Origin of the sequence: Pseudotabrizicola formosa, assembly GCF_002900965.1 — a bacterium.
GTDB lineage: Bacteria > Pseudomonadota > Alphaproteobacteria > Rhodobacterales > Rhodobacteraceae > Pseudotabrizicola > Pseudotabrizicola formosa.
The window spans coordinates 142341-164653 of record NZ_PJOM01000002.1 but is presented as its reverse complement, the minus strand read 5'-3'; the positions used below and the strand labels follow the sequence as shown (position 1 = coordinate 164653).

The window sequence follows — 22313 nt, the reverse complement described above, 5'->3', positions numbered from 1 at the left end:
GGGCTGCGCGCTGGTCAGACCGGGAAAGCCTGCGGCGGGCGCATGTCAGACAGTTGCACCGCAAAGCGCGTGCCGCGTTGCCTCAGGCCGTCATCATCCCATCCGCCTTCAGGCCGGCATAGCATTCATCCAGACTGGTGGTGGCCCGGTCGATCAGGATGTCGATCTCCTCCGGGGTGATCACCAACGGCGGCGAGATGATCATCCGGTCGCCCACATGGCGCATGATCAGGTTGTTGGCAAAGCAGCGCTCGCGGCAGCGAAAGCCCACCGTGCCCTGCTCGCCGGGGAACTTGGCGCGTTTGGCCTTGTCAGGCGTCAGCGCGATGGAGCCCATCAGCCCCACCAGCTTGGCCTCGCCCACCAGCGGGTGGTCGGCCAGCGCATCCCAGCGCTGTTTCAGGTAGGGATGCGCCACGTCGCGCACATGCTCCACGATATGCTCATCCTGCAAAATGCGCAGGTTTTCCAGCGCCACCGCCGCCGCAACCGGATGGCCGCTGTAGGTATAGCCGTGGAAGAACTCGCCACCTTCCGCGATGGTCGCCGCCACCTTGTCACAGACGATCGACCCGCCGATCGGCTGATAGCCAGAGGACAGCCCCTTGGCGATGGTCATGATATGCGGCTTGATGCCAAAGGTCTGGCTGCCGAACCAGTTGCCGGTGCGGCCAAAGCCGGTGATGACCTCATCCACGATCAACAGGATGCCATACTTGTCGCAGATCCGCTGGATTTCCGGCCAGTAGGTGGCAGGCGGGATGATCACGCCGCCGGCCCCCTGCACCGCCTCGCCGATGAAAGCCGCAACCTTGTCGGCCCCAAGCTCCAGGATCTTGGCCTCAAGCTGCTGCGCGCGCTCCAGCCCGAAGGCCTCCTCGGTCATGTCGCCGCCCTCGCCCCACCAATAGGGCTGGTCGATGTGCACGATCCCGTCGATCATGCCGCCATGCGCATGGATCGGGGCCATGCCGCCAAGGCTGCCGCCGCCCATGGTCGAGCCGTGATAGCCGTTCTTGCGGCCGATGATGATGCGCCGCTCCGGCTGGCCCTTCACATCCCAATAGCGCCGCACAAGGCGGATATTGGTGTCATTGGCCTCGGAGCCAGAGCCGGCAAAGAACACATGGTTCAGATCCCCCGGTGCCAGTTCGGCAATCTTGGCGGCCAAAGCGATGGCCGGCACATGGGTGGTCTGGAAAAAGGTGTTGTAATAGGCCAGCTCTTCCATCTGCCGCGCGGCCACCTCGGCCAGTTCCTTGCGGCCATAGCCGATGTTCACGCACCACAGCCCCGCCATGCCGTCAATGATCCGGTTGCCTTCGGAATCGGTCAGCCAGACGCCCTTGCCCCGCGTGATGACCCGCGCGCCCTTGGTTGCCAGACCGTTCGCATCGGTAAACGGATGCATGTGATGTGCTGCGTCCAGAGCCTGAAGCTCGGCTGTCGGCAGGTGATTTGTGATCATGTTCATGGCCAAGCCCCTTTCTGAATCAGCAGGGCAATGGCCCCGGCTTGCCCCAAGGATAGGGACAAACGCGGCGCGGTTCAAGAAATTTGATCAAATTATTGCCGCAAGCCTAGCCCCGCCCCCTGACGGCACGGGGCCGCGGTCACAGCCCGCCTTGCGACAACCCCAGCCGGACCTGATCGACGCCTTGGGCAATATCGCGCTCGATCGCCTCGCGCAGGCCGCTGGCGTCGCCCGACCGCATGGCGGCCAGTGCTTCGGAATGCCGGTCAGGCAAGGCGTCGCTGCCGAACCGGGCGCAGACCACGCGCAAGGATGGGCCAAAGCGCAGCCACATCGACCGGGCCATATCGACCAGCACCGGCGCATCCGACGCCTCATAGAGGCAGAAATGAAAGGCATGGTTGGCTTGCAGATAGCCGGGAATGTCCCCGGCCCGGATGGCGTGGTCCACCGTGTTGTCAATGGCCTGCAACTGGCCGATCAAGGCAGGCGTCAGATGCGCCGCCGCCATCTCGGCCAGCTTGGGTTCAATGGTCAGCCGGGCAAAGGCCACCTGATCCAGCACCGCCCCGGTCATGCCGGGCACCGCCACGCGGCGGTTGCCCTGCGGTTCCAGCGCGCCCTCGGCCGTCAGCCGACGGATCGCCTCGCGCACCGGGGTCATGCCGGCCCCCAGATCCGAGATCAGACCCTGAATCGTCACCGCCGCACCGGGTTCCAGATGGCCGAACAGGATCATGTCGCGCAGCCGCGCATAAGTGACCTCGTGGGTCGGTATCTTCCGGCTGTCCGCGTCCATCAGGCTCCCCGCATTTTGTCCTGTTATGACGGGTTCGGCGCAGCAATCAAGTTGTGATCAAATCAGGGCGGGAAAATCAGATCCCGCAGATCAGAAACCGGAAATCAGGCGGGAAGCCTCACCGGACCGGGGGCACCCAGCGGATGCCCCCGGCCCCGAACGTCAGGCCAGCAGCGCGCGGGCGTCTTCAATGCCCAGCGCCTCTGGCCGGGTGCAGGTGGTGGTCAGGGTGACAAAGCCGCCGGTCTCGCCCGATTGCAGGCAGGCGGTCATCACCTCCACCCCGTGCAGGGTCCGGTCCAGCGAGCAGCGCGCGTCGCGGCCCGCAATCAGGGCCTGCACCATATCGGCCAGCCCGGCGGTGCGGTAATTGGCCAGCGCGCCCTGTTTGGGATGCTCCTGATTGGCCACGCCAAACGGGTGATCCCAGGCCGCCACCTGTTCCAGCGTGCCATCCTTGTGCCCGATCTCCACCGTGCCACCAAAGAAATTGGGGTCGGGAATGTAGAGCGTGCCTTCCGTCCCATAAAGTTCGAAATGGTTGCGTTTGTGGTGCCAGACATCCCAGCTGGTGGACAGATTGAGCGTCGCACCGTTGTGAAACTGCAAAAGCGCATGAATGTTGGTCGGCGTCTTGACCGGCACGGTTTCGCCGTTGCGCGGCCCGTTGGCGATGGTCCGCACCTGTTGCGCCGAACTGGTCAGCGCCCCCACCCGCTGCACCGGCCCCAGCAGGTTGATCAGGTTGGCGATGTAATAGGGCCCAAGGTCCAGCATCGGCCCCGCCCCCGGCAGGAAAAAGAAATCGGGGTTGGGGTGCCAATGTTCCATGCCATGGTTCAACACCGCCGCACATCCGGCGGTAATCTCACCAACTTTGCCTGCGTCCAGGATCGCGCGCGCCTGTTGATGCGCGCCGCCAAGGAAAGTGTCGGGCGCGCAGCCGACGGCCAGACCCTTTTCGGCGGCCAGGGTCCGCAGGATTTCTCCCTCGGCCAGGGTCAGCACCAGCGGCTTTTCGGAATAGGCGTGCTTGCCCGCCTCCAATATCCGTTTGGTCACGCTGAAATGCGCATCCGGAATGGTCAGGTTGATGACCACATCCACCGCCGGATTGGCCAGCAGGTCATCCACCGATTGCGCCGCCACGTTGAACTCTGCCCCGCGCGCCCGGGCCACATCCATGTTCACATCGGCCACCGCCCGCACCTCCAGCCCCTTGAACAACGGGGCCAGCCGCAGATAGCTGGTCGAGATATTGCCGCATCCGATGATGCCCAGTCCCAGTGTCGTCATGCTTCAATACCCCTTGGCAGCGGTGATGGCGCGGGTGGCAAAGCGCCGGTGGTCGGAGGGATTGTCATGTTCAATGACGAAATGCTGCACCCCGATGGCGCGCAGCGCGGCCATGATGCCGGGCCAGTCCACCGTGCCATGGCCCACATCGGCCCAGCCATCCTCATCCGCATTCTCGCCCTGCGAGGCGATGTCCTTCACATGGGCGGCGGTGATCCGGTCCTTGTAGCGCTCGATCCAGGCCAGCGGATCTGCGCCGCCCCGGATCACCCAGGCCACGTCAATCTCCCATTCCAGATGCGGGCCGCCGTCGAACATCTCTTCCTGCGGCACCGCGCCATCCTCGGTGGGGCGGAATTCGAAATCATGGTTGTGCCAGCCAAAGCCATAACCTTCGGCCCGGTAGATCTGCCCCACACGCTCCAGCCGCGCGCCAAACTCATGCCAGCCCTTGCCGGTGGTCGGGCGGTCATCCGGGCCGATATGGGGGCAATAAAGCTTCTGCATCTTCAGCGACCTGGCGATCGACAGCACCTTTGGCGCCTCATTCTCCAGCATCGCCAGGCTGAAATGCCCGGTCGGCATGGTCAATCCGGTGGCCGCCAGGCCGGCCTTGGTCGCCTCGACCGCCGCATCATCGGCATAAAGCGCGCCATAGCCTTCCACGGCGGTATAACCGGCACCTGCCAGCATTTCAAAGGTGGCCGACATCGGCGGGAAGTTGCGCGATGAGTAGAGTTGATAGGAGAACATCTTTGGTCCTTTCGGGGGTATTTTCTAAGGCGCAGGGACACAGGCGGCAGGGCCTGCGGTCACGGTGGGCGTGGCGCAACCATGGAGGTCAGATCCGCGCTTCGCTCTTGGCGTCAAACAGGCTGGCCTTGGCCATATCGACCTTCAGATGCACCTGCGTGCCCGGGGCCATCCGCCGCTCCACCGGCACGCGCACCGACATCTGCGTGCCCGCAGCCTTGAGCCACACCAGCGAATCCGCGCCCATCGGCTCATCCAGTTCGACCATGGCCGGAATGGTCACCCCCGGCTCGGCCTGATCCTGCACCACCAGATGTTCGGGGCGCAGGCCAAGGATCACCGTGTCACGACTGCCCACCGTGCCGCCCTCATAGCCCTCCAGCGACAACGACAGATCGCCCAGACGGAAGGCGCGGCCACCATCCACCGTGGCCCCATGCAGGAAGTTCATCGACGGGCTGCCGATAAAGCCCGCCACGAACAGATTGGCGGGGCGGTTGTAAATCTCTTGCGGCGCAGCCAGTTGCTGGATGATGCCGCCGCGCATGACCGCAATACGGTCGGCCAGCGTCAGCGCCTCGATCTGGTCATGCGTCACGTAAACCATGGTGTTTTTCAGCTGCGCATGCAGCCGCTTGATCTCCACCCGCAGCTCCGAGCGCAGCTTGGCGTCAAGGTTGGACAGCGGCTCGTCAAACAGGAACACATCGACATCGCGCACCAGCGCCCGGCCAATCGCCACCCGCTGCCGCTGCCCGCCCGACAGGGCGGCCGGCTTGCGGTCCAAGAGCGGGCCGATCTGCAAAATCTCGGCGGCGCGCGCCACCTTGGCCTCGATCTGATCGCGCGGCACCCGCGCATTCTTCAACCCGAAGGTCAGATTGCCGCGCACCGTCATCTGCGGGTAAAGCGCATAGGACTGGAACACCATGCCGATGCCGCGCGCCGATGGCTCGGCCCAGGTCACATTCTGGCCCTTGATGAAGATCTGGCCATCGGTGATCTCCAGCAGCCCGGCCAGGCAGTTGAGCAACGTCGATTTGCCACAGCCCGACGGCCCCAGCAGCACCACGAATTCGCCTTCCGCCACATTCAGGTTCATGTTCTTCAAGACCGACACCGCGCCGAAATTCAGCGTCAGATCCTTGACTTCGATAGAGTTGGTCATGTGCAGATCAGCCTTTCACGGCGCCGGCGGCGATGCCGCGAACGAAAAGTTTGCCGGAGATGAAGTAGATGAACAGCGGCACCAGCCCGGTCAGCAGCGTGGCGGCCATGTTGACATTGTATTCCTTGACCCCCTGCACCGAGTTGACGATGTTGTTCAGCTGCACGGTCATCGGGTACATCTCGGGCCGGGTGTAGACCACGCCGAACAGGAAATCGTTCCAGATCCCCGTCACTTGCAGGATGATCGCCACAACAAAGATCGGCAGGCTCATCGGCATCAGGATCTTGGCATAGATCGCCCAGAACCCGGCGCCATCCACGCGGGCGGCCTTGAACAATTCCTCGGGAATGGTCGAGAAATAGTTGCGGAACAGCAGCGTCAGGATCGGCATGCCAAAGATGGTATGCACCAGCACCAGCCCCCAGAGCGAGCCGTAAAGCCCCATTTCCCGCAGCAGGATGACAATCGGGTACAGCATCACCTGATAGGGGATGAAGGCCCCGAAGATCAGGATGGTAAAGAAGATGTCCGACCCTTTGAACTTCCAGAAGGTCAGCGCATAGCCGTTCACGCTTGCCACCACGATCGACAGGATCACCGAAGGGATCAGGATCTGGACCGAGTTCCAGAAGCCGCGCGACAGCCCGTCACAGTTCAGCCCGGTACAGGCCTGCGACCAGGCCTTCACCCAGGGTTCGAAGGTAATCTCCACCGGGGGCGAAAAGATATTGCCCATGCGGATTTCCGGCATGCCTTTCAGGCTGGTCATCACCATCACCCACAAAGGCAGCAGGTAATACAGGCTGAACATGATCAGCGTGCCATAGATCATGATGTTGCGGCCCGACAGCGCGCGCTTGGGCTTGGTGCCGCGCGCCTCTGTCATGCTGCGGGCGGGTGCGTTCAGGGCGGCGTCAGCCATGCTTCCTGCCTCCGAATTCAAGATAAGCCCAAGGGATCAGCACGATCAGCACGGTCAGCAGCATCATGGTCGAGGCGGCAAAGCCCTGGCCCAGGTTCTGCGCCTGAAACATGTAGTCATAGACATACATGGCCGGCACCTGACTGGCATTGCCCGGCCCGCCCGAGGTTTGGGCCACAACCAGATCATAGAGTTTGATGATGCCGGCGGCGACGATGACCAGCGTGGTGATGAACACCGGGCGCATCATCGGCAGGATGATCTGCACATAGGTTTTCCAGGTCGGGATTCCGTCAACCCGCGCGGCCTTCCAGATGTCTTCGTCAATGCCGCGCAGGCCGGCCAGCATCAGGCACATCACAAATCCGGTGCCCTGCCACAGCCCGGCGATCAGCAGGCCATAGAGCACCAGATCAGGGTTGTTCAACGGGTTGAAGGTGAAGGACTCCCAGCCCAGCCCGCGCACAATGTGCTGAATGCCAAATTCAGGGTTCAGGATCCACTGCCAGACCAGCCCGGTCACAATGAAGGACAGCGCGAAAGGATACAGCATGATGGTGCGGAACGTGTCCTCGAACCGGATTTTCTGATCCATCGCCACCGCCAGCAGAAAGCCGATGGTGATGGTGAACACCAAGGACAGGACGCCATAGATCATCAGGTTTTCGATCGAGGTCAGCCAGCGCGAATTGGACCACAGCCGCTCGTACTGATCAAAGCCCACCCAGCGTTCGCGCGGCAGCAGTTTGGAATCGGTGAAGGAATACACAACGGTCCAGGCCGTGCCGCCCACGAAAACCACCAATGTGGTCAGTATCATCGGAACTGCTGCGATTTTCGCATTCATGTTCCGCCACATGCGGTTCACCCGCCGTGCTTCGGCCATCGGCCTGCCCTCCCCCGTATTGGTGTCAGATGGCAAGGGCCGCCCCGGTCCGGGCGGCCCCGCAGTCAGCCTGCCGGATCAGAGACCGGATTCGAGGTTCGACACCCATTGCGCATGGGCCGCATCGGGGGCCATGTCGGTGCGGAAGAACTCGACCATCAGATCTTCGTTCTGCTTGACCACGTCAGGCGACCAGGACATGTCGCCCGATGGCACCAGATTGCCGCTGGCCAGCACTTCCAGACCCTTCTTCATGCAGTCATTGGCGGCGGCAAGATCAATGTCGCCGCGGATCGGCAAAGACCCTTTCTTGAGGTTGAAGGCGACCTGCACCTCCGGGCTGACCAGCAGCGCGGCCAGGCGTTTCTGCGCGGCCTCGACCTCGGCATCATCATTCTTGGGGAAGTAGAAGGCATCGCCGCCGGTGGACAGATAGGCATTCAGGCCAAGGCCCGGCAGGCAGGTGTAATCGGTGCCTGCCACCTTCTCCGCAACCGAGAATTCGCCCTGGGCCCAGTCGCCCATGATCTGGCCGCCGGCCTCGCCCGACAGCACCAGATTGGTGGCCTGGTTCCAGTCCTGCACGGTGGATTTGGCGGCCAGCTTGCGCGCGTCACCCACGGCTGCGAACACCGCCGCCATCTCGGGCCCGGCCGCCACCTCCATGTTCTTCTCGACGTTCACCTGTTTCCAGACATCCAGCCCGGCCACCGCGACGGTGATCGCGTTGAAGGCCAGGTTGGACTGCCAGGCCTGATTGCCCAGCGCCAGCGGGATCTTGCCTGCCGCTTCCAGCGCGGGGCCGCTTTCGACGAATTCGGTCCAGTTGGTCGGCACCGGCAGGCCCGCATCGGCGTAAGCCTTGTTCGACAGCCACAGCCATTCGGGCGAGTGTATGTTCACTGGCGCACAATAGATCCGGCCATCGACGGTGCAGGCCTCCAGCAGCGACGGCGGGAAAACCTTGTCCTTCCAGCCCTCGGCCTCGGCCACATCGGTCAGGTCCAGCATCAGCCCGGCCTCGACCAGTTCCAGCGCCTGCTGGCCGTGGTTGAACTGCGTGGCCCCCATCGGATCGCCCCCGGTGATCCGGCTGATCATGATCGGGCGCGCGGTGCTGCCACCCCCGGCAATGGCCCCATCCACCCAGTTGTCGCCCGCCGCGTTGAACGCCTTGGCCAGCTCGGCAACGGCAGCGGCCTCCCCGCCGCTGGTCCACCAATGCGTGACCTCAAGATCTGTCGCCAATCCTGCCGATGGCAGAGCCACGGACGCAGCAAGCGCCGCCGCCAATTTAAAGGGTTTCATGCAGTCCTCCCGGTTTCTAAATCGTTATAGTAATTTCTATATCGTTATAGTTTTGCGGATCAAGCATTCTTTTCGCTTGTGAAGCGGTTCTCACATGGCATTGAATAAGGGCAATTCCGGCCTTGCCCGGATCCGCCTGACCTGAAATGAATGCCTTATGCCGCAGTGCCGCACCCCGTATTTTTCCGCAAACCGCAAGGCGCTTAGCTCCGGCGGCACACGGGGGCATTGTGCAGGCGCAGCATGGACGCGCCGCCCCGAATCAGCCAGCCCCCCCCGGTCGCCCTGCGCCCTCTCGGGGGGCAGGCCATGACCGGCGGTCTTGGCACCCCCTTGCCACCTGCCCCGCCTGATTCGGAGCATGAGCGTCCGACGCTGAAAACCATTGCTGCCGAAACCGGGCTGGCGGTGGCCACGGTCAGCCGCGCGCTGAAGGATGCGCCCGACATCGGCGAGGCCACCAAGCGCCGGGTGCGCGAGGCGGCGGCGCGGCTGGGCTACCGCCCCAACCGTGCAGGTGTGCGCCTGCGCACAGGGAAAACCAATGTGATCGCGCTGGTGCTGTCCACCGAATCCGATGGCATGACCCACACCTCGCAGCTGATCTATTCCATCGCCAATGCGCTGCGCGGCACCGCCTATCACCTGATCGTCACCCCCTATTTTCCCGATCAGGACCCGATGGACCCGATCCGCTATCTGGTGGAAACCGAAAGTGCCGATGCCATCATCCTGAACCAGACCAAGCCCGACGATCCGCGCGTGCGCTACATGGCCGAGCGTCACTTTCCCTTTGCCACCCATGGCCGCACCACGATGGAGATCGAGCACAGCTATTACGATTTCGACAATGAAACCTTTGCCGCCATCGCGGTTGCGGCGCTGGCAGAGGCCGGGCGCAAGCATCTGCTGCTGGTGCCCCCCCCGCGCACCCAGAATTATGCCCGCCACATGACCACCGGCTTTGTGCAGGCGGCGGGCCAGCACGGGCTGTCCTTCGAGGTGATGACCACGGCCAATTCCGATTCCGGCAGCGCGGTGATCGAAGAGGCGGTGCGTGCCCATCTGGCCAGCAGCACGCCGCGCCCCGACGGGATGCTGTGCGGATCGACCACCGCCGCGATGTCGGCGGTAAACGCGGCCGAATCGCTGGGTCTGGTGCTGGGGCAGGACTATGATCTGGTGGCCAAAGAGGCGCTGCGCTTTTTGCGCCGCTTCCGCCGCGACATCATGGTGGTGCACGAAGACGTGCGCGAAGCGGGCGGTTTTCTGGCCCGCGCCGTGGTCACCGCCATCGAACGCCGGGATGCCCCGGCCAAACAGGGGTTGGAGCGGCCCGGACGGGTGGAACGCTTCAGCGATGACAAGGGAGGATGACAATGAAAGCGATCAAGGGACCGGCGCTGTTTCTGGCGCAGTTTGCGGGGGATGCCGCCCCGTTCAACTCATGGGACAGCATCACCAAATGGGCGGCAGACTGTGGCTATGCCGGGGTGCAGGTGCCAAGCTGGGACGGGCGCCTGTTCGATCTGGAACAGGCCGCAGCCTCAAAGGGCTATTGCGACGAGATCAAGGGTGTGGCGGCAGCCAATGGCATCCAGATCACCGAGCTTTCAACCCATCTGCAGGGCCAGCTGGTCGCCGTTCATCCGGCCTATGACACCGCCTTCGACGGTTTTGCGGCAGAGGCGGTGCGCGGCAACCCGAAGGCACGACAGGACTGGGCGGTGGATCAGGTGAAAAAGGCGCTGACCGCGTCGCGCAACCTTGGCCTGACCGCACATGCCAGCTTTTCCGGCGCGCTGGCCTGGCCCTATATCTACCCCTGGCCGCAGCGCCCGGCCGGTCTGGTCGAAGAGGCGTTTGACGAACTCGCCCGCCGCTGGACGCCCATCCTCGACCATGCGGAAGACTGCGGTGTGGATCTTTGCTATGAAATCCACCCCGGCGAAGACCTGCATGATGGGGTGAGCTTTGAGATGTTTCTGGAGCGCGTGAACAACCACCCCCGCGCCAACATGCTCTATGATCCCAGCCATTACGTCCTGCAACACCTTGATTATCTGGATCATATCGACATCTACCATGAGCGCATCCGCATGTTCCACGTCAAGGACGCCGAGCTGAACCCGACCGGTCGGCAGGGCGTCTATGGCGGGTTCCAGTCCTGGGTGAACCGCGCGGGCCGCTTCCGCTCTCTGGGCGACGGGCAGGTGGATTTCGGCGGCATCTTCTCGAAACTCACGCAATACGGCTTTGACGGCTGGGCGGTGGTGGAATGGGAATGCTGCCTGAAACACCCCGAAGACGGGGCGCGCGAAGGCGCCGATTTCGTGCGTGCGCATATGATCCGGGTGACCGAGAAAGCCTTCGACGATTTCGCCGGGGCCGGCACCGACCGGGCTGCGAACCGGCAGATGCTGGGCTTGGACTGACCGTTGCGCCGCGGGGGCCAGCCCCCGCACCCCCGGGATATTTGAGAACAGATAATGAGGAGGGAAGACCATGGCCATTACAGGGGCGCATGTGGCGCGGGCACCGCGCATCCGGCTCGGCATGGTGGGCGGCGGGCGCGATGCGTTCATCGGCGCCGTGCACCGGATCGCGGCACGGATTGATGATCAGTATGAGCTGGTGGCGGGGTGTTTTTCGTCAGATGCCGAAAAGTCGCTGGCCTCGGCCGCTGATCTGGGGGTGGCGCGGGCCTATGCCAGCTTTGAAGAGATGGCGGCGCGCGAGGCGCGGCGCAAGGACGGGATCGAGGCGGTCGCCATCGTGACGCCCAACCACATGCATGCGCCGGTGGCGCTGCAATTTCTGAAACGCGGCATCCATGTGATCTGCGACAAGCCGTTGACCCATAGTTTGCCCGAGGCCAAGAGACTGGCCAAGGCGGCGCAAGCCTCGGGTGTGGTCTTCGCGCTGACCCATAACTACACCGGCTATCCGATGATCCGTCAGGCCGCCGCCATGGTGAAGGCGGGGGAATTGGGCGAGATCCGGCTGGTGCAGGTGGAATATGCGCAGGACTGGCTGGCCGAACCGATCGAGGAGTCGGGGCAGAAACAGGCCGGCTGGCGCACCGATCCGGCCCGGTCCGGCGCCGGGGGCAGCACCGGCGACATCGGCACCCATGCGTTCAACTTGGCCAGTTTCGTCTCGGGCCTGAGCGTGGAGGAGCTGGCCGCCGACCTGCAGGCCTTTGTGCCGGGGCGGCGGGTGGATGACAACGCCCATGTGATGCTGCGCTATGCCGGCGGGGCGCGGGGCATGCTGTGGTGTTCCCAGGTCGCGGCGGGGCAGGAAAACGGGCTGCGGCTGCGGATCTATGGCACCAAGGCCGGCATCGAGTGGGAGCAGGAGAACCCCAATTATCTCTGGGTTGGTCCGCTGGGTCAGCCGAAATACCGCCTCACGCGCGGCGGGCCGGGGGCAGGCCCCGAGGCGGGGCGCATGACCCGTATCCCCTCGGGCCACCCCGAGGGCTATCTGGAGGGCTTTGCCAATATCTATGCCGAGGCCGCCCGCGCCATCCTTGCCCGGCGCGATGGCACGGATCTTGACCCAGCCGTGACCTTCCCCGGATTGAAAGAGGGGCTGGAGGGCGTGGCCTTTGTCGATGCCTGTGTCCGCTCTTCGGCCCGCAACGCGGCCTGGGTCAAGCTCAACCTCTGACATACTGCGGCTGTCAAACCACGCGCGCCGGAGGCCCCCCGGGGAGGCCCCCGGCGATCCTGCTTGAGGCCCGCAACCGCCCGCGTTCGCGTTGCAACCACAGCAGCGTCAGCAGCAAGGGGGCGTTCTGCACCTCTCCGCTGGCGACCAGCGCCATGGCCTGATCAAAGGCGATCAGATGACCCCGGATGTCTTCGGCCTCTTCCTCTACCCCGAACACCCCTGCCGCCCCGTCGGGCAATGGCGTGAGCGCGACATAGGAATAGAGAAACTCGGTCTTGGCCCCCGGTGACGGGTAATAGGCGGCCACCGGCAGCAAGGGGCCCAGCGTCAGCCCCGCCTCTTCCACCGCCTCGCGCCGGGCGGCCTCAAGCGGGGTTTCACCGGGGTCGATGCGGCCGGCGATGGCTTCCAGCTGCCAGGGGTTGCGATCGCCCCGCGCCAAAGGCCCGGCACGCAGCTGTTCCACCAGCAAGACCCGGTCCCGCTGCGGATCATAGGGCAGCACGGTGACCGCATCGCCCGAAACGAAGACCGCCCGGTTGATCGGCGGGCTGGTCGTGCCGTCAAACCGGCGAAAGCTCAGGTCATATTCCTCGACCGCGAAGAACCGGGCATAGGGCTGGCGCTTGGCCTGCAGCGCAATCTCGCCGGGCGCAGAGCGCAGCACCTGCGGGGCCGGTTCCGCCTGTGCCCGCACCCGGCTGGCCGCGCGCACCCTGATCGGCCCCAGCCGGGCACGCAGGCGGGCGGGCGGGGTCTGGCCGAACTGCGCCATCACCTCCACCGCGGTTTCCACCGCCAGCGCCGCGTGATCGGCCAGCCAGAGCGCCCCATCCCAGGGCACAAGCTCTGCCGGACCGGCGGTCAGCGCATAGGCAAGCCCCTGTGCCGTGCCGCTGGCCCAGGTCACGCGCACCTGCCGCGCCGCAAGCCCGATGGCCCTGGCATAGAACGCCAGCCGGGCCGCGGCCTGCGGCGTCAGGCCCTCCGGGACCGCGCCCTCCACCTGCCCCCCCTGCCGCCGGACAAGCGCAAAATGGCCGGGGGCCGCCATCGCCCTGCCCTCGCGCCCGGCCACAACGGCCGGCGACAGCGCAACCCCTGCGCCCAGAACCACATCCAGCAGCGGGCGGTGGCACAGCGGGCCACACAGGAAAACCGTCGTCATGACCTCAGACCTTCACAGCGCATTCAGGTCCACCGCCGGCCCGCCCAATGCGCAAGGGCGCCGCCGATCAGCCCCCCCAACAGCAGAACCCCAAGAATATCGGGCTGCGCCAGCGGCGGGGCCAGCACCATCGCCTGTTCGAACACCCCCAGAACCGCATCCAGCGGCGTCTTGTAGCGCCCTTTGATCGCCCGCTCCAGCATGTCGGCGATGGCGAAGATCAGCACCACCAGCACCACAATGGTCAGCGAGGTGCGGATGCCGGTGCCCATGGCCTCCACCCGGCTGGGGCGGCGGTGCGCGGCCCGGCCCATGATGATCCAGCCGCAGACCGCCCCCACCAGCGCGCTCACCTCACGCAGCACGCCCGCGCTGCGGCCCTCTGGCAGATCCAGCGCATAGAAATGGGCGGCGACGGCAGCGACAAGGGCAAAGGCCAGGGCGGCAAACAGTTTGGCGGCGGTCGGCATTCTGCTCCCTTTCCGCCGCGCGCTGTCACGGTGCTGTCACTGTGCTGTCAGCCGGGGCGTGTCACGGTAATCTGTGTCACGTCGCAGTTTCCGCCGCGGAAGGCTCCGGCGCAAGAGGCAAGGTAGAAGTTCCACATCCGCCGGAACCGCTCGTCAAAGCCCTGGCGCGCGATCTCGTCCCAGCGCGCATTGAACACCTCATGCCAGCGCCGCAGGGTCTGGCTGTAGCTTTCGCCGAACTCGATCGAGGTTTTCAGCCGCAGGCCGGCCTTTTCCACCTCTTCCTTCAGGCGGAAGGGCGCGGGCAGCATGCCACCGGGGAAGATGTATTTCTGAATGAAATCAACCCCGCGCTTGTAGACCGGCCAGCGCTCATCCGGCACGGTGATGATCTGCAGCGTCGCATGGCGCCCGGGCTTGAGCCGGTCGCGCACGGTGTTGAAATAGGTCGGCCAATAGCGCTCGCCCACCGCCTCGAACATCTCGATGCTGGCGATCCCGTCGTAATGCCCGCGCTCGTCGCGGTAATCCAGCAGCTTGATCTCCACCCGGTCCGACAGGCCCGCGCGCGCCATCCGCTCCACCGCATAATCATATTGCGCCTTCGATATGGTCAGCGCCGTCACCCGCAAGCCGCGCTTGGCGGCGGCGTATTCGGCAAAGCCACCCCAGCCGCAGCCGATTTCCAGCACATGCTCGCCCGGCTGCGCCCCCATCTGATCGACCATGCTGGCGTATTTCTGCTCCTGCGCCTTTTCCAGACTTTCCTGCCCCGACCGGAACAGCCCGCTGGAATAGGTCATGCTGTCATCCAGCCACAGCCGGTAAAAGTCATTGCCCAGATCATAATGGGCATGGATGTTCTTTTTCGCCTGCTTGCGCGAATTCGAATGCAGCCAGAACCGCAGCTTTTCAAAGGCGCGCAGCAACCCCATGCCGGGATAGCCATCCTGGACCGGATTGTTGCTGGGCATCTGGATCAGGTCCAGAAAGCCCTGCAGATCCGGGCTCGACCACCAGCCATCAAGATAGGCGTCGCAAAAGCCCAGATCGCCCTCGCGGATCATCCGGGCGAACAGCTCATCATTGTGGATGGCGATTTCCGCCACCGGCCCGGGTTTCTGTCCCTCCAGCCGGAAGCGCCGCCCGTCGGGCAGCACAAAATCCAGCCGGCCCTCGCCCAGACGGCTGGCCACCGCGAAGGCCTGGGTGAAATAGCGCGGCAGGCCGGTCTGGCCTTTGGTCGTCGTCAGAAATTCCATCTTCCCTCCCCGGGGAATTGTCGTCTTTTGTCTACAGTTTCAGATACGGGCAAGGCGCTCAAGAGTTTCGCGCCCCATAGGCCGCAAGGGCGCGGTTGCGTCCTTCGGCCAGATCGATCAGCGGTTCGGGATAGGGACGCTTGGGGTCAAGCTTCCATGATTTCGGCACCGCATCGAAATAAGACAGCGCCATCGGGCTTGGGTTGCGGTCGAGTTCAGCGATGAACCGGTGGCGGTAATCGGCCTTGGGGTCGAATTTCTCCACCTGCGTCGCCGGGTTGAAAATGCGGAAGAAAGGCGAGGCATCGGGCCCCGATCCCGCCGCCCATTGCCATCCCATGGCATTCGCCGCCGGGTCCCAGTCGATCAGACATTCGGCAAACCAGTCCAGCCCCACCTTCCAATGCGTCATCAGATGCTTGGTCAGATAGCTTGCCACAATCATCCGGGCGCGGTTGTGCATCCGCCCCGTGACATACATCTCGCGCATCGCGGCATCGACGAAAGGCTCGCCGGTCAGGCCGCGCCGCCAGTATTCGGCATCCTTGTTGTCCTCGCGCCACGGAAAGGCATCCCAGTCGGGCTTCCAATTGGCCCGGGTGATATGCGGCGTGTGATGGATCAGGTGATAGGCAAATTCGCGCCAGACCAGTTCCTTCAGGAACGTCTCCGCCCCCCTTGCCCCGCCCTGCATCGCCCGCCACCCGGCCGCCCAGATCTGGCGCGGGCTGATCTCGCCATAGGTCAGGTTCTCCGACAGGCCAGAGGTGCCATCGGTCGCCGGCAGATCGCGGTCGGTGGCATAGCTGTCCAGCCGGTTGGCGATAAAGAACGCCAGCCGCTCGCGTGCCATCTCCTCGCCGACCTGCAGGTGATAGCCCACCACATCCGCCCCGCGCCGCATCGCGGCCCCCATCTGCCAGGCGTCCAGATCATCGCTGGCCGGCCAATCCGCAGGCGCCGGCAAGCTCTTTGGCACGGGCAAGGGATCTGGCACCGGCCGGTCCCGCACCGCTTTCCAGAACGGGGTATAGACCTTGTAAAAACCGCCCGTCCCGGTTTCCACCTCCCAGGGTTCGAACATCAGATGCCCGGCAAAGCTGCGCGCGTTGACGCCCTCAGCCTTCAGCGCAGCCTTCACCTTGGTATCGCGTGCCACCGAGGCCGGGTCATACAGCCGGTGCCACCAGACCCCACCCGCCCCGGTCTCTTCGATTAGCTGCTGCAAAACCTTCAGCGCCGGCCCCCGGCGACAGGTCAGCCGCGACCCAATCCCCTCCAGCGTCTTGGCAAATTCGGCAAACCCCAGCCCCAGCCGCCATTTCGGCGCAGCGCCCAGCGCCTCGGTCTCGGGGTCCAGAATGACCAGCGGGATCAGCGGACGCCCGCTCCGCACCGCTTCGGTCAGCATGGGAGAATCGCTCAGACGCAGGTCCCGGCGCAGCCAGAGGATCAGGGGGGCATCTGTCATAACTCGGGCGCGCTTTCTGGTTCCGTCTGCTCAGTACGGCAGGGCCATCGTTCCGGATCACCCAAACCTCAATTCTTTCCTAACACGTAGCGGAGATGTCGGCCCCGGCAATCCCCAATCTGCCGCCCGCCTCCGGCACCCCCGCCGCCCCGGGTCCCGTCCGCAACACGCCGGGGCCGCTACAGCACCCGGTCCAGCGCCGCGATCAGCCGGGCCACCTCTTCGGGGCTGGTGTAATGCGCCGCACTCATCCGCAGCACACCCCTTTCGCCATCCACCCCCATCGCCGCCAGCGGCCGCACCGCATAGAAATCACCGCCGCCGCAGGCAATGCCGTCACGCCCCAGCGCCGCCGCCACCGGCAGCGCGGGCCCGTCCAGCGCCACCGCCACCGTGGGCGCCCGTGCCCCGGCCTGGCGCGGCCCGATCAGGCGCAGGTCATTGCGCCCGGCCAGATAGTCCAGCAAGGGCGCGATCACCGCCACCTCGGCCTGCCGCATCAGATCATGCACCCCCCGGCTCCGCGCCGCCGCATCGCCGGAAATCCCATGCTCTGCCGCCAGCGCATCAACATAATCCGCCATTCCCGCACAGGCCGCGATCTGGGCATGGTCCGGCCCCGCCGGGGTGTGGCGCTTGTACAGCACCGACTGGTTGAAGAAATGCGCCTGCCCCGGCAGCTCCATCCCGAAATCCTGCCGCAGCACCATGATCCCCTGATGCGGGCCAAAGGTCTTGTAGGCAGAGAAAAGATAGGCATCACAGCCCAGGGCCGCCACATCGGGAAAGCCATGCGGCGCATAGCTGACCCCATCCACCACCGTGCGCGCCCCATGCTCCCGCGCCATGGCGGCAATCAGCGCCACATCATTGATCTCGGCCACCACATTGGAACAATGCGGAAAGGCCACCAGCCGCACCTTGCCATCCCCCAGCAGCCGCGCCAGATCTGCCGGATCAAGGCTGCCGGTCTGCGGATCGATCTGCCATTCCCGCACCTCGATCCCGTCCTCGGCCAACCGCCGCCAGACGCCGGAATTGGCCTCATGGTCCTGATTGGTCACCACGATCGCGGCGTTCCGGCCCTTCAGCCAGCCCCGTACTCCTTGCGCCAGCACATAGGTATTGGCGCTGGTCGATGGGCCGAACGACACCTCCGGCCCCGCCACATTCATCATCGCCGCCAGACGCTGGCGCGCCTCGTCCATCTCGGCCCCCGCCAGCTCTGACGACGGATAGGGCGCATAGGGCTGCACCTTGCGATGGGTGTAGAACCGGGTCAGCCGGTCGATCACCTGACGGCAGGGGTAACTCCCCCCGGCATTTTCAAAAAACGCATGGGTCGACAGCACCGGGCTGTCAAAGGCCGGAAATTGCGACCGCACGAATTCCAGATCAAGTGCCATGATACCCCCCGGCTGAACCTGCGGCATTGGTGCCGTGCCGGACCCGGAAAGGCAAGACACCGGCTGCGCCCGCCCGGCCCGCGTCAGAATCTGTTCAAAACGATGCCGGGGGCGGCACACAGCACCGGATATCTGGCCGTCTTGCGTTCGCATCCTGCCCAAATCCGCGCCATCGTCCTGCCGCTCTGCCTTCAGCCGGCCGGTCCGGCAGGGCCGCGCCCGTGCCGGATTGGCCCGCCCCTGCCCTGTTCAAAATCTGTCCTGCCCACAATCCGTTGAAAATGCGATCTTTGCTTGTGAGCCGCGCATTCCTTCATTAACTTTTCCCGCAGGGACCGTGGCGTGGGGATGCCCCGGCCAGATCGAACACAGAGGACTCCTGATGACCCACAAGAAACTCCTGCTTGCCTGCGCCGCCTCCATCCTTGCCCTGTCCACCGCCGCCCGCGCCGCTGACCCTGATCTGCTGGTCTTTGACTGGGCCGGCTGGGAAATCGACGGTGTGCTGACCGATTATGCTGCCAAACACGGGCAAAAGCCGACCTACAGCTTTTTCGGCGATGATGATGAGGCGTTCCAGAAGGTCTCCTCCGGCTTTGCCGCCGATGTGGCGCATCCTTGCGTCGCCTCCTTGCCCCGCTACCGCGAAGCTGGCCTGATCGAGCCCTGGGATATCTCCAGGATCCCGGAATTTGCCAACCTCGCCCCGCAGCTTCTTGACTCCGAGCTGATTCAGGATGGCGAAGGCGTCTGGTTCATCCCCACCGATTACGCCTATACCGCCACCGCCTATAACACGACCGAGGTTCCGGCGACCGATGTGGCCACGCTCAACGTGTTCACCGATCCCAAATACGCGGGCCGCACCTCGCTGCCCGACAGTTCCGATGATGTCTGGTCGCTGGCCTTCCTTGCCACCGGTGTGACGGACTGGGACAATGTGACGGATGAGCAGTTCACCGCCGCCGCCGACTGGCTGCGCGAGGCGCATAAAAACGTGCGCGCCTATTGGTCCGACCCGTCCGAAATGTCGCAACTGATGGCAACCGGCGAGGTGCTGGTGGCCTGGTCCTGGAACGATGGCGTGGCGCTGCTCTCCGCCGAAGGCTTTCCCATCGGCTTCGAACGCAGCCCGGCCGAGGGTGCCGCAACCTGGTTCTGCGGCTTTGTGAACATGGCCAATCAGCCCGGGTCGGAAGACAAGGCCTATGACTTCATCAATTCGCTTCTGGCGCATGGCTCGGCCCAGGCCCTGCTGGACGAGCTGGGCTATGCCCATTCCAACACCGAAGCGATGAAGACCATTTCCGAAGACGCGCTGAAAGCTGCCTTCGTCGATCCGGTTACCACCACCCTGCTGGCCCAGACGCCCGTATCGGCCGAATTCCGCGAGCGGATGATCAACGAATTCGAACTGATCAAATCGGGCTTCTGATCCGGCTCTCCTGACCGGACACCTCTGACCAGACGCCCGGCCGGACCCTCCGGCCGGGCGTTCCCTTGCGCGGCGCGCAACCGGCTTTTCTGTTCCTTCCGGGCCGGTCCTGCCCCCTCGCCACGCGGCAGGCCCCGCGCACGGACGGCCCTACCTTTGCCATACGTCAGCCATACGCAGATCAGACGCCCGCCATACCTCAAATCCCTGCCGATCCGGGCTTGTGACCCGCCCTCGCCCCTCCTATATTGAACCTGTTCGGGGCAACTCGGACTATGGTGATAAACGCACCTGTAATAGACGGCTCGGACCCGGGGGCGGTACCCGGCGACTCCACCATTCCACCTGTTCGTTTCAGGGGTTCGGGGTCGAAATAGGATCGACGAACGTTCAAAGAGGCCAGCTTTCACTCGGTGAGGTACCACCGTAATCGGTCCAAATGTACAGTTGCAAACGACAACCGTGCTCCGATGGCTCTGGCTGCGTAAGCAGTTCGAACATCGAAACTTAAGCCCTTGCGCTTAGCCGCGTAAGGCGGGGTTCGCAGGTACCTGGCAACAGAAACCTGCACCTTTTCCAACAGTTACGGCCCATCGCCGCTTCGTGACTTGCGCAAATGGGCGGCCCGCGCGACGCTGCCGCATGCGCGCCTTTGCCCTGTGCCTTGCCCTGCTTTGCCCCAGCCCGGCGCAGCCTTGCGACGTGGCGCTGGTGCTGGCCATTGATGTGTCCGGCTCCATCGACGCCGGTGAATACGCCATCCAATCCGCCGGCACCGCCGCCGCCCTGCAAGACCCCGCGGTGGCCGCGGCGCTTCTGGCCGGACAGGCGGCACTTGCCGTCCTGCACTGGTCCGGACAGGGCCAGCAAGCAGTGGTGCTGCCCTGGACCCGCATGCGCTCCCCCCAGCACATCACCGACGCCGCCACCCACATCCGCACCACCCCCCGCGCCTTCGCCGGGTCCGACACGGCGGTGGGTCAGGCGATTGACGCAAGCCTGGCACTCTTTGCCCAAGTTCCGGAATGCAAACGGAAAATCATCGATATCTCTGGCGACGGGCCGGAAAACAGCGGCAATACCGCCCGCGCCGCCCGCAGCCGCGCCAATGCCGCCGGGGTCGCGATCAATGCCATTGCGATCGAGGATCTGGGCCAGTCCACCGCCATCACCCAGTTCTACCGCAATTGGATCATCACGCCCGGCGGCTTTGTGATGACCTCCCGGGGCCTCGCCGCCTACCCGCAGGCCATCCGGCAAAAACTGCTGCGCGAGCTGGAAAAACCCGCGTCCTGACGGCTTGCCCCTTTGCCAAAGACCCGCCGAGGGCACCGGGGTGGGCGGGTGGGAGGTGCCCGAGGCGGGTCTTACCCCCCTATCCGCCTGCGCAAAACCGGGGTATAGACCGCGCCATGTCGCACAACCCGCCCAATCTTCGCCCCGATCTGGCCCCAAGGGCCACCTTCACCGAGGCCCCCCGCCCCGGCCAGCCCACCATCGGCATGGTCAGCCTTGGCTGCCCCAAGGCGCTGGTCGATTCCGAACGCATCCTGACCCGGCTGCGCGCCGAAGGCTATGCGATCAGCCCCGACTACAAGGGTGCGGATGCGGTGATCGTCAACACCTGCGGCTTTCTGGACAGCGCCAAGGCCGAAAGCCTGGATGCCATCGGTGAGGCCCTCGCAGAAAATGGCCGGGTGATCGTTACGGGGTGTCTGGGCGCGGAGCCTGAATACATCACCGGCGCGCATCCGAAGGTTCTCGCCGTGACCGGCCCGCATCAGTATGAGGCGGTGCTGGACGCGGTGCATTCTGCGGTCCCCCCCGCGCCCGATCCGTTCATTGACCTGCTGCCTGCCCGCAACGTCAGCCTGACGCCGCGCCACTATAGTTATCTCAAGATTTCAGAAGGTTGCAACCACAAGTGCAAGTTCTGCATCATCCCCGACATGCGCGGCCGTCTGGTCAGCCGCCCGGCCCATGCCGTGCTGCGAGAGGCGGAAAAGCTTGTTGAGGCCGGGGTGCGCGAGCTCTTGGTGATCAGCCAGGACACCTCTGCCTATGGGGTGGACCGCAAGCATGATCTGTCGCCCTGGAAGGGTGGCGAGGTGCGGGCGCATATCACCGACCTTGCGCGCGAGATGGGCAAGCTGGGGGCCTGGGTGCGGCTGCATTACGTCTACCCCTACCCGCATGTGCGCGACCTGATCCCGCTGATGGCCGAAGGGCTGATCTTGCCCTATCTCGACATCCCGTTCCAGCACGCCCATCCGGACGTGCTGCGCCGCATGGCACGGCCCGCAGCGGCCGCCAGGACGCTGGACGAAATCGCCGCCTGGCGCGCGGCCTGCCCGGATATCACCCTGCGCTCCACCTTCATCGTCGGCTATCCCGGCGAAACCGAGGCCGAATTCCAGACCCTGCTCGACTGGCTGGACGAGGCGCAACTGGACCGGGTGGGCTGTTTTCAATACGAAAACGTCGCGGGTGCGCGCAGCAATGATCTGCCGGGCCACGTGCCTGCCGAAGAAAAGCAGGACCGCTGGGACCGGTTCATGGAAAAGGCGCAAGGCATTTCCGAGGCCAAGCTGGCCGCAAAGGTGGGCCGTACCCTGCAGGTGATCGTCGATACGGTCGATGCCGATGGCGCCACCTGCCGCACCATGGCCGATGCCCCGGAAATCGACGGCAACCTGTTCATCGACGAAGGCTTTGAAGGTCTCACCCCCGGTGACATCGTGCCGGTCACGGTGGATGAGGCCGGGGACTATGATCTTTGGGGGCGGCGGCTGGGGTGACGGGCGGCCCGCACCG

At 64.6% G+C, this 22313-nt stretch carries 19 protein-coding genes and 1 other RNA gene; 7 read left to right on the top strand and 13 right to left on the bottom strand.

Annotated elements, in window-relative coordinates; all coding sequences use genetic code 11:
* Positions 1-82: 82 nt before the first annotated feature.
* The 8 genes from CXR43_RS04880 to CXR43_RS04845 all read right to left on the bottom strand — a co-directional run bounded on the left by CXR43_RS04880 (position 83) and on the right by CXR43_RS04845 (position 8609).
* Positions 83-1474 (bottom strand): aspartate aminotransferase family protein, encoded by a 1392-nt coding sequence (locus tag CXR43_RS04880; protein WP_103332957.1) that lies wholly within the window; start codon positions 1472-1474, stop codon positions 83-85.
* A 139-nt stretch (positions 1475-1613) separates the two neighbouring features.
* Complete coding sequence (locus CXR43_RS04875) at positions 1614-2273, bottom strand: GntR family transcriptional regulator (protein WP_103332956.1); 660 nt, start codon at positions 2271-2273, stop codon at positions 1614-1616.
* Positions 2274-2435: 162 nt separating this feature from the next.
* Positions 2436-3569, bottom strand: coding sequence for a Gfo/Idh/MocA family protein (locus CXR43_RS04870; protein WP_103332955.1), 1134 nt, complete (start codon positions 3567-3569; stop codon positions 2436-2438).
* A gap of 3 nt (positions 3570-3572) precedes the next feature.
* Entirely contained in the window at positions 3573-4322 is a 750-nt protein-coding gene (locus tag CXR43_RS04865; RefSeq protein WP_103332954.1) for a sugar phosphate isomerase/epimerase family protein, read from the bottom strand.
* 88 nt (positions 4323-4410) lie between these two features.
* Positions 4411-5490, bottom strand: a complete 1080-nt coding sequence (locus tag CXR43_RS04860; RefSeq protein ID WP_103332953.1) for an ABC transporter ATP-binding protein — start codon at positions 5488-5490, stop codon at positions 4411-4413.
* Positions 5491-5497: 7 nt separating this feature from the next.
* Positions 5498-6415, bottom strand: coding sequence for a carbohydrate ABC transporter permease (locus CXR43_RS04855; RefSeq protein WP_103332952.1), 918 nt, complete (start codon positions 6413-6415; stop codon positions 5498-5500).
* Positions 6408-7301, bottom strand: coding sequence for a carbohydrate ABC transporter permease (locus tag CXR43_RS04850; RefSeq protein ID WP_103332951.1), 894 nt, complete (start codon positions 7299-7301; stop codon positions 6408-6410). The genes CXR43_RS04855 and CXR43_RS04850 overlap by 8 nt, the downstream gene beginning before the upstream one ends.
* Before the next feature lie 78 nt (positions 7302-7379).
* Positions 7380-8609: an ABC transporter substrate-binding protein gene (locus CXR43_RS04845; RefSeq protein ID WP_103332950.1), complete on the bottom strand. Its 1230-nt coding sequence runs from the start codon at positions 8607-8609 to the stop codon at positions 7380-7382.
* Between the two features lie 309 nt (positions 8610-8918).
* On the opposite strand from CXR43_RS04845, the gene CXR43_RS04840 reads away from it, so the two are divergent.
* The 3 genes from CXR43_RS04840 (at position 8919) to CXR43_RS04830 (ending at position 12284) form a co-directional block, all read left to right on the top strand.
* Positions 8919-9986: a LacI family transcriptional regulator gene (locus CXR43_RS04840; protein WP_103332949.1), complete on the top strand. Its 1068-nt coding sequence runs from the start codon at positions 8919-8921 to the stop codon at positions 9984-9986.
* A gap of 2 nt (positions 9987-9988) precedes the next feature.
* Positions 9989-11044 carry a sugar phosphate isomerase/epimerase family protein gene (locus CXR43_RS04835; RefSeq protein WP_103332948.1) on the top strand — a complete coding sequence of 352 codons (1056 nt, stop codon included), beginning with the start codon at positions 9989-9991 and terminating at the stop codon, positions 11042-11044.
* Between the two features lie 70 nt (positions 11045-11114).
* Positions 11115-12284: a Gfo/Idh/MocA family protein gene (locus tag CXR43_RS04830; protein ID WP_103332947.1), complete on the top strand. Its 1170-nt coding sequence runs from the start codon at positions 11115-11117 to the stop codon at positions 12282-12284.
* Between the two features lie 13 nt (positions 12285-12297).
* Here CXR43_RS04830 and CXR43_RS04825 read toward each other — a convergent pair whose 3' ends face one another.
* The 5 genes from CXR43_RS04825 to CXR43_RS04805 all read right to left on the bottom strand — a co-directional run bounded on the left by CXR43_RS04825 (position 12298) and on the right by CXR43_RS04805 (position 18064).
* Entirely contained in the window at positions 12298-13455 is a 1158-nt protein-coding gene (locus CXR43_RS04825; protein ID WP_103332946.1) for an NUDIX domain-containing protein, read from the bottom strand.
* A 23-nt stretch (positions 13456-13478) separates the two neighbouring features.
* Positions 13479-13925: a TrgA family protein gene (locus tag CXR43_RS04820; protein WP_103332945.1), complete on the bottom strand. Its 447-nt coding sequence runs from the start codon at positions 13923-13925 to the stop codon at positions 13479-13481.
* A gap of 47 nt (positions 13926-13972) precedes the next feature.
* The gene (locus CXR43_RS04815; RefSeq protein WP_103332944.1) at positions 13973-15187 is read right to left on the bottom strand and encodes an SAM-dependent methyltransferase; all 1215 of its coding nucleotides are present in this window, start codon (positions 15185-15187) and stop codon (positions 13973-13975) included.
* 58 nt (positions 15188-15245) lie between these two features.
* Positions 15246-16658 (bottom strand): cryptochrome/photolyase family protein, encoded by a 1413-nt coding sequence (locus tag CXR43_RS04810; protein WP_103332943.1) that lies wholly within the window; start codon positions 16656-16658, stop codon positions 15246-15248.
* A gap of 179 nt (positions 16659-16837) precedes the next feature.
* Entirely contained in the window at positions 16838-18064 is a 1227-nt protein-coding gene (locus CXR43_RS04805) for an aminotransferase class V-fold PLP-dependent enzyme (protein WP_103334025.1), read from the bottom strand.
* A gap of 382 nt (positions 18065-18446) precedes the next feature.
* Here CXR43_RS04805 and CXR43_RS04800 point away from each other — a divergent pair, with 382 nt between their 5' ends.
* The 4 genes from CXR43_RS04800 (at position 18447) to rimO (ending at position 22297) form a co-directional block, all read left to right on the top strand.
* Positions 18447-19499, top strand: a complete 1053-nt coding sequence (locus tag CXR43_RS04800) for an ABC transporter substrate-binding protein (protein ID WP_103332942.1) — start codon at positions 18447-18449, stop codon at positions 19497-19499.
* A gap of 217 nt (positions 19500-19716) precedes the next feature.
* Positions 19717-20071: a transfer-messenger RNA gene (gene ssrA, locus CXR43_RS04795) on the top strand.
* Between the two features lie 70 nt (positions 20072-20141).
* On the top strand, positions 20142-20795 hold the full coding sequence (locus tag CXR43_RS04790) for a DUF1194 domain-containing protein (protein WP_103332941.1): 654 nt from the start codon (positions 20142-20144) through the stop codon (positions 20793-20795).
* A gap of 116 nt (positions 20796-20911) precedes the next feature.
* Positions 20912-22297, top strand: coding sequence for a 30S ribosomal protein S12 methylthiotransferase RimO (gene rimO / locus CXR43_RS04785; protein WP_103332940.1), 1386 nt, complete (start codon positions 20912-20914; stop codon positions 22295-22297).
* The last annotated feature ends 16 nt before the right edge of the window (positions 22298-22313 follow it).

Coding starts and splice junctions, on each gene's coding strand:
- CXR43_RS04880 (WP_103332957.1), bottom strand. CDS start 1,474: ATGAACATGATCACAAATCACCTGCCGACAGCCGAGCTTCAGGCTCTG.
- CXR43_RS04875 (WP_103332956.1), bottom strand. CDS start 2,273: ATGGACGCGGACAGCCGGAAGATACCGACCCACGAGGTCACTTATGCG.
- CXR43_RS04870 (WP_103332955.1), bottom strand. CDS start 3,569: ATGACGACACTGGGACTGGGCATCATCGGATGCGGCAATATCTCGACC.
- CXR43_RS04865 (WP_103332954.1), bottom strand. CDS start 4,322: ATGTTCTCCTATCAACTCTACTCATCGCGCAACTTCCCGCCGATGTCG.
- CXR43_RS04860 (WP_103332953.1), bottom strand. CDS start 5,490: ATGACCAACTCTATCGAAGTCAAGGATCTGACGCTGAATTTCGGCGCG.
- CXR43_RS04855 (WP_103332952.1), bottom strand. CDS start 6,415: ATGGCTGACGCCGCCCTGAACGCACCCGCCCGCAGCATGACAGAGGCG.
- CXR43_RS04850 (WP_103332951.1), bottom strand. CDS start 7,301: ATGGCCGAAGCACGGCGGGTGAACCGCATGTGGCGGAACATGAATGCG.
- CXR43_RS04845 (WP_103332950.1), bottom strand. CDS start 8,609: ATGAAACCCTTTAAATTGGCGGCGGCGCTTGCTGCGTCCGTGGCTCTG.
- CXR43_RS04840 (WP_103332949.1), top strand. CDS start 8,919: ATGACCGGCGGTCTTGGCACCCCCTTGCCACCTGCCCCGCCTGATTCG.
- CXR43_RS04835 (WP_103332948.1), top strand. CDS start 9,989: ATGAAAGCGATCAAGGGACCGGCGCTGTTTCTGGCGCAGTTTGCGGGG.
- CXR43_RS04830 (WP_103332947.1), top strand. CDS start 11,115: ATGGCCATTACAGGGGCGCATGTGGCGCGGGCACCGCGCATCCGGCTC.
- CXR43_RS04825 (WP_103332946.1), bottom strand. CDS start 13,455: ATGACGACGGTTTTCCTGTGTGGCCCGCTGTGCCACCGCCCGCTGCTG.
- CXR43_RS04820 (WP_103332945.1), bottom strand. CDS start 13,925: ATGCCGACCGCCGCCAAACTGTTTGCCGCCCTGGCCTTTGCCCTTGTC.
- CXR43_RS04815 (WP_103332944.1), bottom strand. CDS start 15,187: ATGGAATTTCTGACGACGACCAAAGGCCAGACCGGCCTGCCGCGCTAT.
- CXR43_RS04810 (WP_103332943.1), bottom strand. CDS start 16,658: ATGACAGATGCCCCCCTGATCCTCTGGCTGCGCCGGGACCTGCGTCTG.
- CXR43_RS04805 (WP_103334025.1), bottom strand. CDS start 18,064: ATGGCACTTGATCTGGAATTCGTGCGGTCGCAATTTCCGGCCTTTGAC.
- CXR43_RS04800 (WP_103332942.1), top strand. CDS start 18,447: ATGACCCACAAGAAACTCCTGCTTGCCTGCGCCGCCTCCATCCTTGCC.
- CXR43_RS04790 (WP_103332941.1), top strand. CDS start 20,142: ATGCGCGCCTTTGCCCTGTGCCTTGCCCTGCTTTGCCCCAGCCCGGCG.
- rimO (WP_103332940.1), top strand. CDS start 20,912: ATGTCGCACAACCCGCCCAATCTTCGCCCCGATCTGGCCCCAAGGGCC.